Below are 13,409 nucleotides of genomic sequence, written 5' to 3' on the forward strand. Positions count from 1 at the left end.
GTTGAATTTACTCGTACCAGCAAACAAACAATATGAATGTACTCGCGCATGCCAACAGACTGCTTGGCGAAAACAAATTAAAACAAGCTGAGTTTCATTTTAAGTCGCTGTTAGAGGCCAACCCCAATCAGGGTGAAGCCTGGTTCGGCTTGGGCCGCATCGCCATGCGTTTGGAGAAATATCCACAGGCGGTGTACCTGCTACAAAAAGCCTGTCAGCGTTTGCCCAAGGTATTGGAGCCACTCTTTGCCCTTGCCGATGCCTTTGATGCCCTTAAAAAACAACAAGATGCCTACGCCATCCTGGATTATTGCTGCAAGATCGCGCCGCATAATGGCGAAGCCTTTTATCGCTTGGCCCAGCATCAGTTGGTGTATGGGTTTATGGAACAGGCAAAACAGACGCTTATGCGTGGTTTGGCCTGCCCGGATCACGACGTCACGCTTTACCTTTATTATGAACTGGCACACCTTGACCCCGAGGCGTTAGGCAACGAGCGAATCGCCCACCTGCACACCTTACTCAGGGGCACACAAAATAAGCATGCCAAGGTGGTCGCCCACTACACCTTAGGTAAAAGCTACCATAAGGCGGGCGATAAGAATCAAGCCTTCGCCCATTATCGCCTCGCCAACAAGTTACAGGGCAAGCTATGCCCAGCCTTTAGCAAAAAGGGATTTGATTCCTACCTTGATAAGATTAAGACCTTGTTTAGCGCCGATTTTATTGCCACCCAGCGCGATGCGATTAAGGCCAGTTTCACACCCGTGTTTATCGTCGGCATGCCCAGAAGTGGTTCGACCCTGTTAGAACAAATGCTGTGCCAACATCCTAAGGTGGCAAGCCTAGGTGAAAACCAGGTTTTTAGCGGCAAACTTATGGCCTACCTTAGCACAGTTACAGAGCGTCCATTCCCCGCCTGCATGGCCGAGTTGAATACTGAGATGCGCGCAAAACTCAGGCAGATGTACGCAGACGAAGTCGCCAAGCAGCAGTTGGGCCAGCAGTTTATTCTTAACAAGCTGCCGGCCAACTTTCAGGCTATCGGCGCCATCAAGGCACTGTTCCCTAATGCCTTATTTATCGACATGCGCCGCAGTTTTTATCCCATGGCCTGGTCGGTGTTTGGCCACTATTTTGGCGCCAATGAAGCTTTTTTCTGCGATATGAATAAGCTGCAAGACTATTACGAAGGCTATGAGCGACTGATGCAGCATTGGCGCCAGAGCATTGGTGACAGCCTTTATACCCAGCATTATGAGCAGTTAATCGAGCACCCGGAGAAGACGCTGCGCCAACTATGCGCCTGGCTGGATATTGTCTACACCGAGCAATGCCTTGATTACCACAACAGCAGCGAGGCGGTCACCACCTTAAGTCGGGTTCAGGTGCGCCAACCTCTGTACCAGGGCGCTAATCTCGCCTATAAAGACTATGAACAAGCTTTTTTAAGCTGCTTTAACCCTGTCGTGCAAACCAGGTCACGACATCCTGAAACTGATCCCGCACTGCCTGAGGGTGAGTAAGCATATCGATGTGGCCATAATCATGATGATGACCATGTTTGCGGCCATATATTTTTAACTCCTGAAGCCCGACTCCGGACTCCTGCATAAACTTCTTAATATCGATAGGCTGGGCAAGAGACTTATCCTTGACCCCGGCAATATGAAAAATCGGTGGCAAAGCCTTGTGCCGCAGCGCCGCGCCGTAATCAAAGCCATCATCACTGTCGATCCAGGGCGAAATCTTGGCCCACTGCATGCTCTGATAATGCGACTTAATGGTTTCATTATCGCTGCCCCACTTAAGCTGGCGCGCCGGCAGATAGCCATGTTTCTGCGCATATTTAGGGGCGAGCCAATACCAGATTAAATTGCCCTTAATAAATTTACCGAGATGACGGTTATAGAGCGAGCGTTTGGAACCAAAGTAGGCGCAAGCACTCACCCGCTCGACGTATTCGGGAAAACGAGCAAAGGCGCTGTTAAAGAGCACACCGCCCCATGAATGGGCTACCCAAAAGCGGGGAAACTCACCACTGTGAGCGGTAATTTTATCGATAAAGGCAGGGATCTCGGCACAGATGGCCTCGGTCTGACCATAGGCAGCCCCCCGGGCAATGGACGGTTTACTCTCTCCTCGTCCCGCCAAGTCAGCCACATAACAGCGATAACCCTGCCGCGCTAAAAATGGCGCGAGGCCTTTATTACTGTGGGTGTAGAAAATCTTGCCGTTCTCTACCGCGCCATGCATAAAAAACACGGATGGGCCACAGGCATCGGCTTTTGCTATGTAACGCAGGTGGAGTTGCTGCGAGGCATTGAGGTCAATAAAAAGCGACTGCTGCTGAATGTCGGTCATAATTCGGCCCATTTTATTATTTTCACCTCATCGTACCAGTATCGATATACGTCAACAAGTTATTAAAATTCCAATGAATTTCTCGTTCAGTTTGGGTTTAGGCTACTGTGATATGATTTACACGAAATTAACAACTCAAGAGTAAAAATTATGAACTCATTACGTCCACTAAGTGTTGCCTTAATGCTAGCCGTTTCTCTAGGTGTTAGCGTTGAAGCCAGTGCTCAAGATAAAAAAGAAAAAGAAGTAAAAGAGCAAAAAGCACAAGTTAAAGAAATGAATGAGCACGCTGAACTTAAGCACAAAAACGCTCAAGAGCACGCCCAAGAGAAGCGTGAAATGGCTAAAGAAAAAGCCGAAGCCAAAAAAGAAATGGCTGAAGAAAAGCACGAAATGGCTGAAGACAAAGCCCACGAGCACAAAAAAGATAAAAAGCACAAAATGAAAGACAAGGAAAAGAAAGCTAAGGACAAGGCTAAAGATAAAAAAGAAGACATGCTTAAAGAGTGTGACGAAAAAGATCGCGCCAAAGGCGAGTGTAACTAATCTCCCTTTTAGCCTTCAGTATTTGCACACGGTACTGAAGGCTAGCTTATGTCAAGATGACTGCGTTGGCATAATGGCCCAAGTTCAAAAACAAGCAGCCATTAATGTCAAACCAGCTCAATTAATCCTGTAACCCTAATTTTGCCTTCTTTAGCGTCAGCTTCATCACGGTAACAAACTGCCACACCATTAGCGCACCGCCTAGGCCTAGTAAGGCATAGCTGTTTTCTATTTCATTTAGAAACGAGATAAACGCATCGCCATTGACGGCAAAGACGCCATACAAACCCAAACCGAATAAAATCGATCCCGGCGCGCCTATTAGCTGGGCCTGAAGCATTTTCTTATTGATTTCACTGCGTTGTGCTTCCCTATTATCAGTCATAATTTTCCCTAGTATTGATGTTGTTTCTGGTTGAAAACATTTAACCCGATAGCTAACGGCTTTATGCTACTTAAAAATATTTAGCCGCCACGACAATGGCAAGTTAACTAATTAATAACCAACATATTTACATGTATTCTCTAAGCTGTAAATAAGGTCGGCACACGGCCTATATGGCTTGTCCATGCGCCAGCTTAATTGGGCGCTACATTCCGGCGGGCCGATCCCTTATACTATGCCCATATTCACGTGATAGAGATCCCGCCCTTGCATCCACAAAACCGCCACCGTAACGGCTACGACTTCGACGCCCTGTGCAGCAGCTTGCCAAATCTACAAGCCTATGTAGTTAAGCGCCCGGATGGGCAAGCCAGTATCGACTTTAGCGATGCCAAGGCACTGAAAACCTTAAACCAGGCCTTGCTTAAACATCATTACGATGTAGCCATTTGGGATTTGCCCGAGGGCTTTTTGTGCCCGCCTGTGCCCGGGCGCGCCGACTATTTGCACCATCTTTATGATTTGATAAGCCAGGATACTGAGCACAGCCTAAAGCAGCCAAAGGTGCGGGTGATGGATGTCGGCACGGGAGCCTCACTGATCTACCCCATCCTAGGTAACAAGCTGTTTAATTGGCAGTTTTTAGCCAGCGATATAGATGTGCAGTCGGTTAAGTTGGCAAAACAGCTGGCTCAGCTCAATGCCTTGCCAATCAAGGTGATACAGCAAAAGCAGCCGACTCAGTACTTCGCCGGCATTATCAAGGCGCAGGACACCTTAGTCGCCACTCTGTGCAACCCGCCGTTTCATGACAGTGAACAGAGTGCCCAGGCCGGATCGCAACGCAAATGGCGTAACTTAAAGGGGCAGCAGAGCGATGCCTTGAACTTTGGTGGCCGCGCCAATGAGTTATGGTGCCAAGGCGGTGAGTTGGCCTTTATCCGCAATATGGCGTTGGAGAGCCAACACTTTGCCGAGCAGGTGATCTGGTTTACCAGCCTGGTATCGAAAAAGGAAAATGAGCGCCCATTGAAGAGCACATTACGGAAACTGGGGGCCGAGCAAATTGAGGTGGTGGCCATGGCGCAGGGGCAAAAAAGCAGCCGCTTTATTGCCTGGACCTTTATGGATGCGCCCGAGCGCCGGGCGCAGCTGGAAAGACTGTTGGGCTAAACCCGGGCTATGCCTTGGCTAAGCCTTAGACTGAATCTTGATTGAGCGCTTCTTTATAGTGTTTACGGCACACGGATACATAGCGCTCATTACCGCCTATCTGTACCTGATCGCCACTGGCCACGACATCACCATTGTGGTCATAACGCAGTACATGATTAGCCTTGCGCCCGCAATGGCATACGGTTTTTAGCTCCACCAGCTTATCGGCCCAGGCCAACAAATACTGGGAGCCAACAAACAGCTCACCCAAAAAGTCACTGCGTAAACCATAACACAGCACCGGAATTTTTAGCCGATCGACCACCTCGGTCAATTGCCACACCTGCTCCTTGGATAAAAACTGGCTCTCATCCACCAGCACGCAATGCAGGGGCTCTTCCTGATGTTGCGAGGAAATCAAATCGTAGACATTACTGGTGCCATCGAAAACAAAGGCATCGGCTTGCAAGCCGATACGAGAGGCGACCTTGCCTACCCCGGCGCGATCGTCGATGGCAGCGGTCATGATCATGGGGCGCATGCCTCGCTCACGATAGTTAAACGCCGATTGCAATAAGGTGGTGGACTTACCGGCATTCATTGCCGAATAGTAAAAATACAGTTGAGCCATGGTTATTCTTCTAAAAATTTCGCGCGCCAAGCTTACACTAAGCCCCCGTTCAAGGCCAAGGCAAACTCTTTAGGGGTTATTCCTTGCTACAGTGAGTTTGCTCTAAAGCCAGCAGCCAGCGCTTGCGCTCCAGCCCACCGGCATACCCGGTCAAGGTACCATTGGCGCCTATTACCCGATGACAAGGCACAATAATGCTAATGGGATTACGGCCATTGGCCGCACCGACGGCACGCACCGCCTTGGGGTTGCCCACCAAGCGCGCAATATCTCCATAACTGCCGGTTTGACCATAGGCGATACTGCCTAAGGCCTGCCAAATCTGGTGCTGAAACTCGGTACCCTTAATATCCAGGGGAAGCTCAAACTGTGCTCGCGCGCCTCGAAAGTATTCCTGCAATTGGCTTGCAGCCTGCGCCGTGATGCTATTGGCAGTTGCACCCGCACTGGTATCGGTCTTGTGCTCAAGATCAAAGCCCACATAGCATAGGCCTGTGTCAGTGGCCTGGATCACCAACTCGCCCAGGGGCGTGTCGATACATTCTTGATATAAGCTCATAATTGTTGCCATAGTTGAAAGGTAAGATAAGAGCGAAACGGCGCCGCACGTTCGATATCTATGCCGGCGAAGCCCGCAAGCGCCTTTTGCACGCCGAGATCGCCGCCGAGATAAATATCCGGGTCGCTGCAACCGCGCATTTTTGCATAATTGACCGTCCACGGACCTATGCCCTTGATCGCCAGCCAGGCGTCCAGATCATCACTGCCGTGCTCAGCAATATACGTGCTTAAATCCCGCAGCGCCTGTTTACGTCGCCCGGGCATCTTAAAGAACGCCAATTCGCTTGCCGCCATTTGTGCCGCCTTGGGGAAATAACGTCCCTGCTCACCCAGCTCCTTAACCAAGGTAGAAGTGAGCGTGCGCGCCGCACTGACACTCACCTGCTGACCCAGCACCGCACGTATGCCAGCCTCGAACGGATCCCAAATGCCCGGCAGGCGTAGCCCCGAAGCAAGCTGGAACTGCTCACCCACCGCAGTTTCTAACTGAGAGTTGATCACCTGCGTATCGGCATCCAGATCCAAGACCCGGCGAATATTGGCAACCACCCCTTGCAGGCAATGCCAGTTATCCATGCTGATCTCCACCCTAAAGCCCTGCTTTTTAGCCTGATAATGAGCGGTAAACTCACCCTTCCCACCCTGATAGGTGAAGGTGCGACCATAACTGGTGGCAGTTATCCACTCCATGGGGGGCACCAAACGCTTGTGTAAAAATGCCTGCATGGCCTGCCAGTCATAAGGTGGACGAAAACTCAAAAACAGGCTGATATGACCGGCGTCCGGTTGTGTTTTGTTACGAATGGCACTGGGGGTCAGCTGCATCAACTTCTTAAACGCATCGTTAAAACGGCGCACGCTATTAAAACCGGCGGCAAACGCTATCTCTGTGATAGGCAATTGAGTTTGCTGCAAGAGTTGTTTCGCAAACTGACATTGGCTAAACAGCGCATATTGACCCGGGGCTATACCGTAATGCTTTTTAAATAACTGACTAAGATAGCTGGATGACACCCCCAAACGGGTGCTCAATGCCTCGGCACCTCCAGCGGACCAATGACCCTGGTCAATTAAGCGCTTGGCCCTGAGCGCCGTGGTTTGAGCACCCAGCCAGGGGTAACTGCCAGGACTGGCATCGGGGCGACAACGCAAGCACGGGCGGAAACCGGCCTGCGCCGCTAAATGGGCATGCTCAAAATACTCGACATTGTGCTCTTTGGCCGGTGGCGCCGGACAGATAGGTCGACAATAAATGCCCGTGCTGCGCACCGCTACATAAAATAAGCCATCAAAGCGCTTGTCACGGCTTAAGCGGGCTTTTTGACAGATATCGGCGGTGAACATAAACGAGGATCCAGCAAGGGTGATTAATGTGCTTAGCTTACCCTATTGGTGGCGCGGCACTAGCCGGATTTTGCACTCAATGGTAAAAATGTAAAAAGCGCGCTTTGATACCAATTCACTTAAATAGCTAATCATTCTAGCGGGCTAAATTTCATGCTAACTGCGTTGGAACTTTTCTATGTAGAATAACTACATAATAAAAATTCCGCCTTGCCATCACATCATTTATCCAGCGCTATATCTGATCACATACTTAACAGAATTGGTATAGCGCGCTCATAAAAGGGCAGATTATTGCTCGGCAAATTGCAGCAGTTTATCGCCACTTAGGCGATAGATTTGCCACTGTGCCTGAGCCTCGGCACCTATGCTCTGGTAGAAATCGATGGCAGGCTGGTTCCAGTCAAGTACCACCCATTCAAAACGGCCACAGTTTTTGCTGATGGCGCGCTGCGCTAAATATTTCATCAGTGCCTTACCGGCACCGCGACCACGCTTGTCTTCACTAACAAACAAGTCTTCAAGATATAAACCATTGCGGCCAAGCCAGGTGGAGTAATTATAAAAATACACCGCAAAGCCAATGGCTTCAGCGTCGGGGGCGTCACTTTCAAAGCAAATAACGCTGTGGGCGGTCGCCCCTTCATCAAACAGGGTGCGCTCTATATCGTGCTCAGTGGCGGCAACGGCATCGGGCTCGCGCTCATACACAGCTAACGCCTTGATAAACTGATAGATCAAGGGCACATCATTGATCACCGCATCGCGGATAAATACTTGGCTCATGGTGGTTCCTGGGCTATGAATTAAGCCACCATCATACTAGCGCCAAACCGCCTTGCAAGTTGTAGACATGCTTGTAACCCAAAGATTGTAAATTCTTTATCGCCTGAGCCGAGCGGTTTCCGGTACGACAGACCAGGATATAACGGGTATCCGGCGCCAGCTGATGGGCAAACAAAGCATTGGCCATACGGCTTAGTGGCACGTTTAGCAGTTGATCGTCATGGACACTGAATAACGAACGTATGTCTTTGGCGCCATGCTCATAGGGTTCACGCACATCCAACATCACGGCTTCGAATTCCTCACTGGCAAGCATCTGTTGTACCTCGGCACTATTGAGCTGCTGCGGGCTGGCGTGCTTAGGCTGATGACTAAAGCCACACAGGGCACCGCTTTCATTGCTCAGCTCCTGGTCCAGAGCACGTTTTTGTTCGGCAAACTGCGCCTTGCTGATCTGCTCTTGCAATAACTGCTGCAGCAAAGGCGTTGCCTGGATCTGAGCCTGCCAGCTCAGAGCAAAGCACTGCTCATAGTCATGGGCAGGACACAACACGGTATCCGCGTTCAATTTGGTCGCCAGCGCGTGAATTGAGTCGACCATCTGCTCTGCGTCGGCATCGGCAAACTGCGTGCTGCCTAAGCCGCTAAAGATAAAGAGATCACCGCAGAAACAGGCGCTTACTTTATCCTCTTGATACAACAAGTAGCTATGGCTATCGGCACTGTGGCCCGGGGTGGCGACACGCGTCAAGCGCTGCTTGCCCAGGGTTATTGCGTCGCCTTGCGGCCAACCCAATGGATCTTGCACTTGGGCCAAGCCCAGGCGCTCTGATAACAGGGTACGGGCCGAGTCTTTATCCTGATGTTTGTGGGTTTCCAACACGGCCTTCACATGCAGTTGTTGCTGAGTAACCAAACGTGCGATCCGCGGCACCAACTCCACAATCGGATCGATAATCACCGCCTCATTGTTAATACCCACATACAGCCAACAGCAACTGCCCTGATGACGCAGTTGCGTCAAACCCAGGGCGCAGACTTCATGCTCTGGCTGGGCGGCATCGGAAACGATTAAACAGTTATTGGCGAGCACGGGTTTAAGGGCTCGAATACGCTCACACGCCAGTGCAATTTCTTGCTCTGTGGCGGCGGGGCCGAAGGACATACGAATAGCGTTCTCACTTTGCCAATCACTGGCATTCATGGCGTCTAGCACAAAGCTGCGCGACGCACCCGAACTACAGGCGGAGCCGCCACTCACGCGAATACCAGCGGCGTCAAACAGGTCCATTACCTCTTTAGAGGTCAGGCTGTTAACACAAAAATTCAAGGTAGTGGGCACAGAGCCTTCAAGCGGCGCATTAAAGCTGATATCGCCGAACGTTTTCTCCAGGGCTTGGATCAGTTGTTGGCGATACTGGTGCAAGGTGGCAACCGGCTTAAACACCTCTTGCGATTTATCGAGCAACAAATCGAACAGCTCATAAAGGCCGGCGATTCCAGGCAGATTCTCGGTCCCCGAGCGCATGCCACTTTCCTGGCCGCCACCGGCGATAAAGGGAGTGTATGGACTATTTTCACGAATGTAGAGGAAGCCGATGCCCTTAGGTGCATAAAGTTTATGACCGGAAAACGGCGCATAATCTATGCTGGTCTCACTTAGGGCCAAATCCTGCTTACCCAGGGCTTGCACACAGTCCACCATCCAGCTGACATGATCGTTATTGGCACGGATCACCTGCTCGAGCTTAGCCAAGTCCTGATACACACCGGTTTCGTTGTTTACCGCCATGGTACAGATCATCAGCGCCTTGCCCACGTGTTGGGCGATAAAGTCCAGGTCCAGCAAACCGGCTTCATCCACGGGAATGGCTAGTACCTTGGCTCCCAAACCCAGCACCTCGTTCCAATGTTTGAGGGTGTTGGGCACCGCCTTATGCTCGGTGGCACCATACAATAACACGCTGTGCTCGGTGGCCTTATGACGATTGGCTAAAAGCGTTGAGACCACGGCAGTTTGGATACCCTCGGTGGCACCGGAGGTAAAGAGAATATCACCTTGCTCGGCACCTATGACCTTACGCGCCTTGGCACGTGTTTGCTCCAGCAGATACTTGGCCTGCACCCCAGTAATATGCGAGCTAGACGGATTACCAAAACACACCTGCATGGTGTGAGAGACAACATCAGCAATGCGCGGCAACACGGGAGTGGTCGCATTGGCATCGAGATAAACGATATCCTGGCTAGTCTGGGTGAAAAAACGCTGGGTCATGGGCACCATATTCCAATTAGCTATAACTTATAACCATTGTACACAAGTGCCCATGCGCTATTAATACCGATTTGTTTGCATCACGCTGGCTTTTATCAGTTTTTCATCTAAAGACCGAGCAAGCGGGGCACTACTCCTGGGCCGGTGTGGCTTTATTGTTGGCGTCTTCCAAAGTCGACGACCAGGCATTAGCTAAGGCGCGCACCAAAGATGCCAGGGGTATAGCAAAGAATACGCCCCAAAAGCCCCATAAGCCACCAAAGAACAGCACTGCCATGATAATAAACACCGGGTTTAAATCGACCGCCTCGGAAAACAGCAGCGGCACCAAGACATTACCATCGAGCGCCTGAATAATGCCGTAGGCCACCAGCACCGACCAAAACTCACTGCCCAAACCGAATTGGAATAAGGCCACGGCGGCCACTGGAATGGTCACCAAGGCTGCGCCAATAAAGGGGATCAATACGGACAACCCGACCAACACCCCCAACAGGGCGGCATAGCGCAAATCGAAGATGGTGAAGACTACGAAGGACACCCCACCGACGATCAGGATTTCAAACACCTTGCCGCGTATATAATTCATAATCTGTTGATTCATTTCCAACCACACCTGCTGGATTAAGCGACGCTGCGCTGGCAACAAGGCGCTCACACTGTGCACTAATTGGGCTTTATCCTTGAGCATAAAGAACACCAGCAGCGGTACCAGCACCAGATAAATCAACCAAGCCACCACGTCTTTGAGCGAAGTCAGCGACACCGACACCAGCACCTGACCAAATTCCACCGCCTTACTCTCAACACTGGCCACTAAGGTGCGAACCTGCTCTGGGGTGATCAAGGTTGGATAGTCGACAGGCAAATGCATTAGGTAATGTTTTCCCTGTTCCAGCATGGTGGGCGCTTCTTGCAATAAGTTACTGGTTTGCTGCCATAGAATTGGGCCAAAGCCGAACAGGGTGCCAATCACCAAGGAGCAGAACAAACTGACCACCACTATGGTGGCTATGGTGCGCGACAGACCCACGCGCTGCAAACGAGTCACGGGCCAATCCAGTAAATAGGCGATCACCACGGCGACCAACACCGGCATCAACAAAGCACCGAAGAAATAGAGCACAGCAAACGTGCTGAGCAAGAGTAAAAGCAGGGTCACCGAGTGAGGATCAGAAAATTTTCTTTGGTACCACGCACGCACAAATTCAAACACGAGTTTCTCTCTCCACGGTTATTATTAATTGTTCTGCCGTTGTTGTGACAACGAATGCTAACTTTTGCTTGATTAAATAACGCTTAATATCACGGACGCCTTGTTTGTCATTGCCCTTCAACACGAAGGCAATCTTTTGCTGCTCGCGTTGCGCCGCCCGTAACGCCAGTTTAAAACGAATAAACAGCTCGGGGCAGCTATAACACCTTAAGTCCGATTGTTTCATATCCCCTAACCGTATGTCTCATTATAGATATCTTGTTAGAACACCCTGCGCCTGAAGTCTAAACGAATCATTCGCTCACCCACTGATGGTCTCTATGCCCTTGGCGCGTAAGCCATAATACCGTAAAAAGACTTAAAAGCCTTCTCGCATTCGTTTATCCTAAGCCTAGCATGGTCGAAATACACCAAGGCGAACAGACACAGCCTTGTGCGTACGTTCACCTTCCATGTACTTTAGCCAGTGCATACTAACTTGGCTTTATTGCCCTTGAAAGTGAACGTTCGTCGTATGGCTGGGGTCTCACACTCTAAGAACAGATAGCGAGACCTAGTGATAAAGCCACCATAAAGCATCAGATTGCCCACGTGCCTGCTGCAAAATAAAGATTAAGACCGCAAGGAATCATATGTTATTTAGATGTCTGCTGTTATGCGCCTTGGTATTGGCCACCAGCCTAACTGGAGCCCGGGCGCAAAACACCTTTGAGTTGCCCGACTTAGGCACCTCTGCATTAAAGGCTCTGCCCATTGAAAAGGAACGCGTCATAGGTGACGTGATGATGATGCAAATTCGTGGTAACTCGCCGGTGATTAACGACCCGGTGCTCGACGAATACCTGCGCGGTCTGGGCAATCAATTGGTCTCCCATGCCGACGATATCCGTTTTCCCTTCTCTTTCTTTTGGGTCAATAACCCGGACATCAATGCCTTCGCCTTCTATGGTGGCCATGTTGGCGTGCATACCGGCCTTATCGCCCAGGCCGATAACGAGAGTCAACTCGCCTCGGTATTAGGGCACGAAATAGCCCACGTGACCCAACGCCACCTGGCCCGCCGACTGCAGCAACAACAGGACAACTCGGGCATGACCATCGCCGGTTTGATAGCCGGTGTGTTGGCCACCATGGTATCTCCCGATGCCGGTCTGGCAATTATCTCCGGCACGCAAACGCAAGGCGCTCTAAATCAGCTCACTCATAGCCGCGGCGCCGAGCAAGAGGCGGATCGCATTGGCATGCGCACCCTCTACGATGCCGGGTTTGACCCTAAAGCCTCCGGGGAATTTCTAACCAAGCTGTCGGCGCAAATTCGCTATAAGCAAAAGCCGCCAATCTTCTTACTTACACACCCGCTGCCACAAAGCCGGGTGAGCGATGTACGCCTGCGCGCACAGCAATATCAAGATCGACCTTACGCAGACAACCTGCTCTTTCATCTAGCCAAAAGCCGGGTGATCGCCCGGTTCAATGGCTCCAGCACCCATGCCGAAGCTCAGTTTCGTAAGCAGCTTAAAGAGCACAGTTTTGGTGACACCTCGGCGCTACGCTATGGTTTGGCCTTAACCTTGATCGATCAAAAAAAGTTTGCTGAAGCAAAATCCCTGCTTGATGAACTATTACAAAAAGCCCCCGACAACCTATTCTATCTCGACTCGCTAACCGATTACTACGTCGGCAAAGGCGAGCCGGAAAAGGCCGTAGAGCACCTGCGCCCTTTCCATCAGTTACGCCCTAATAATCAGGTTATTACCCTAAACTTTGCCCATGCAGCCATTGAGGCCAAACAATATAAGCTCGCCGAAGAGCTGCTACGCAGCTTTGCCTTGGAAAAACCCGACCATATCCTCGCCAAGCAATTGCTGACCGACACCTACAAGCATCAGGAAAACAGAGCCGCATATCATGAAGCCAACGCCGACTTACTGGCCCAGTACGGCGCTTATATGAAGGCCGCCGACGAGGTGCAGAAGGCACTCAACCATATAGAACCCAACGAAATCCTTAAACAAAAACGCTTAAAAGCCCTGTTAAGCCAATATCGCGCCATGCAAAAAGAGCTTTCAAGCTTATAACCATACACAGCCAGCCTGGGAAGCTCCCCGGGTTGGCTAAAAAGCGCACCACCGGCGGCAACCCCCTA

General features: G+C 50.8%; 13 protein-coding genes. 4 read left to right on the plus strand and 9 right to left on the minus strand.

The annotated features are described in order from the left end of the window. Positions 1-32 precede the first annotated feature (32 nt). Positions 33-1,526: a tetratricopeptide repeat-containing sulfotransferase family protein gene (locus KD147_RS08505; RefSeq protein ID WP_212547528.1), complete on the plus strand. Its 1,494-nt coding sequence runs from the start codon at positions 33-35 to the stop codon at positions 1,524-1,526. On the opposite strand, the gene KD147_RS08510 is transcribed toward KD147_RS08505, so the two are convergent. Next, positions 1,459-2,364: an alpha/beta fold hydrolase gene (locus KD147_RS08510; RefSeq protein ID WP_212547529.1), complete on the minus strand. Its 906-nt coding sequence runs from the start codon at positions 2,362-2,364 to the stop codon at positions 1,459-1,461. The genes KD147_RS08505 and KD147_RS08510 overlap by 68 nt on opposite strands. Before the next feature lie 150 nt (positions 2,365-2,514). Here KD147_RS08510 and KD147_RS08515 point away from each other — a divergent pair, with 150 nt between their 5' ends. Then, on the plus strand, positions 2,515-2,910 hold the full coding sequence (locus KD147_RS08515) for a hypothetical protein (RefSeq protein WP_105189104.1): 396 nt from the start codon (positions 2,515-2,517) through the stop codon (positions 2,908-2,910). A 121-nt stretch (positions 2,911-3,031) separates the two neighbouring features. Here KD147_RS08515 and KD147_RS08520 read toward each other — a convergent pair whose 3' ends face one another. Further along, positions 3,032-3,295, minus strand: a complete 264-nt coding sequence (locus KD147_RS08520; protein WP_212547530.1) for a hypothetical protein — start codon at positions 3,293-3,295, stop codon at positions 3,032-3,034. A gap of 267 nt (positions 3,296-3,562) precedes the next feature. On the opposite strand from KD147_RS08520, the gene rlmF reads away from it, so the two are divergent. Next, on the plus strand, positions 3,563-4,468 hold the full coding sequence (gene rlmF / locus KD147_RS08525) for a 23S rRNA (adenine(1618)-N(6))-methyltransferase RlmF (RefSeq protein ID WP_105254539.1): 906 nt from the start codon (positions 3,563-3,565) through the stop codon (positions 4,466-4,468). Positions 4,469-4,493: 25 nt separating this feature from the next. Here rlmF and KD147_RS08530 read toward each other — a convergent pair whose 3' ends face one another. From KD147_RS08530 to KD147_RS08560, 7 genes are all read right to left on the minus strand, one after another. Beyond that, positions 4,494-5,081 carry a thymidine kinase gene (locus KD147_RS08530; protein WP_105189109.1) on the minus strand — a complete coding sequence of 196 codons (588 nt, stop codon included), beginning with the start codon at positions 5,079-5,081 and terminating at the stop codon, positions 4,494-4,496. 76 nt (positions 5,082-5,157) lie between these two features. After that, on the minus strand, positions 5,158-5,640 hold the full coding sequence (locus KD147_RS08535) for a methylated-DNA--[protein]-cysteine S-methyltransferase (protein WP_105189110.1): 483 nt from the start codon (positions 5,638-5,640) through the stop codon (positions 5,158-5,160). Next, positions 5,637-6,986, minus strand: a complete 1,350-nt coding sequence (locus tag KD147_RS08540; protein WP_105189111.1) for a DNA-3-methyladenine glycosylase 2 family protein — start codon at positions 6,984-6,986, stop codon at positions 5,637-5,639. Before KD147_RS08540 ends, KD147_RS08535 begins: the two co-directional genes overlap by 4 nt. 291 nt (positions 6,987-7,277) lie before the next feature. After that, on the minus strand, positions 7,278-7,772 hold the full coding sequence (locus KD147_RS08545) for a GNAT family N-acetyltransferase (RefSeq protein ID WP_105189112.1): 495 nt from the start codon (positions 7,770-7,772) through the stop codon (positions 7,278-7,280). A gap of 31 nt (positions 7,773-7,803) precedes the next feature. After that, positions 7,804-10,047 (minus strand): aminotransferase class V-fold PLP-dependent enzyme, encoded by a 2,244-nt coding sequence (locus KD147_RS08550; RefSeq protein WP_212547531.1) that lies wholly within the window; start codon positions 10,045-10,047, stop codon positions 7,804-7,806. A gap of 130 nt (positions 10,048-10,177) precedes the next feature. Further along, entirely contained in the window at positions 10,178-11,263 is a 1,086-nt protein-coding gene (locus tag KD147_RS08555; RefSeq protein WP_105189113.1) for an AI-2E family transporter, read from the minus strand. Further along, on the minus strand, positions 11,256-11,489 hold the full coding sequence (locus KD147_RS08560) for a hypothetical protein (protein WP_212547532.1): 234 nt from the start codon (positions 11,487-11,489) through the stop codon (positions 11,256-11,258). Before KD147_RS08560 ends, KD147_RS08555 begins: the two co-directional genes overlap by 8 nt. A gap of 406 nt (positions 11,490-11,895) precedes the next feature. Between KD147_RS08560 and bepA the strand changes: the two genes are divergently transcribed. Continuing rightward, positions 11,896-13,341 (plus strand): beta-barrel assembly-enhancing protease, encoded by a 1,446-nt coding sequence (bepA, locus tag KD147_RS08565; protein WP_212547533.1) that lies wholly within the window; start codon positions 11,896-11,898, stop codon positions 13,339-13,341. Positions 13,342-13,409: the final 68 nt, after the last annotated feature.

This window comes from Pseudoalteromonas sp. BDTF-M6 (genome assembly GCF_018334135.1).
Lineage (GTDB): Bacteria > Pseudomonadota > Gammaproteobacteria > Enterobacterales > Alteromonadaceae > Pseudoalteromonas.

Excerpts from the sequence above, each read along its gene's own strand:
- bepA (WP_212547533.1), top strand. The coding sequence starts at position 11,896 with ATGTTATTTAGATGTCTGCTGTTATGCGCCTTGGTATTGGCCACCAGC.
- KD147_RS08535 (WP_105189110.1), bottom strand. The coding sequence starts at position 5,640 with ATGAGCTTATATCAAGAATGTATCGACACGCCCCTGGGCGAGTTGGTG.
- KD147_RS08530 (WP_105189109.1), bottom strand. The coding sequence starts at position 5,081 with ATGGCTCAACTGTATTTTTACTATTCGGCAATGAATGCCGGTAAGTCC.
- KD147_RS08515 (WP_105189104.1), top strand. The coding sequence starts at position 2,515 with ATGAACTCATTACGTCCACTAAGTGTTGCCTTAATGCTAGCCGTTTCT.
- KD147_RS08510 (WP_212547529.1), bottom strand. The coding sequence starts at position 2,364 with ATGACCGACATTCAGCAGCAGTCGCTTTTTATTGACCTCAATGCCTCG.
- KD147_RS08505 (WP_212547528.1), top strand. The coding sequence starts at position 33 with ATGAATGTACTCGCGCATGCCAACAGACTGCTTGGCGAAAACAAATTA.
- KD147_RS08560 (WP_212547532.1), bottom strand. The coding sequence starts at position 11,489 with ATGAAACAATCGGACTTAAGGTGTTATAGCTGCCCCGAGCTGTTTATT.
- KD147_RS08540 (WP_105189111.1), bottom strand. The coding sequence starts at position 6,986 with ATGTTCACCGCCGATATCTGTCAAAAAGCCCGCTTAAGCCGTGACAAG.
- KD147_RS08520 (WP_212547530.1), bottom strand. The coding sequence starts at position 3,295 with ATGACTGATAATAGGGAAGCACAACGCAGTGAAATCAATAAGAAAATG.
- KD147_RS08545 (WP_105189112.1), bottom strand. The coding sequence starts at position 7,772 with ATGAGCCAAGTATTTATCCGCGATGCGGTGATCAATGATGTGCCCTTG.
- KD147_RS08550 (WP_212547531.1), bottom strand. The coding sequence starts at position 10,047 with ATGACCCAGCGTTTTTTCACCCAGACTAGCCAGGATATCGTTTATCTC.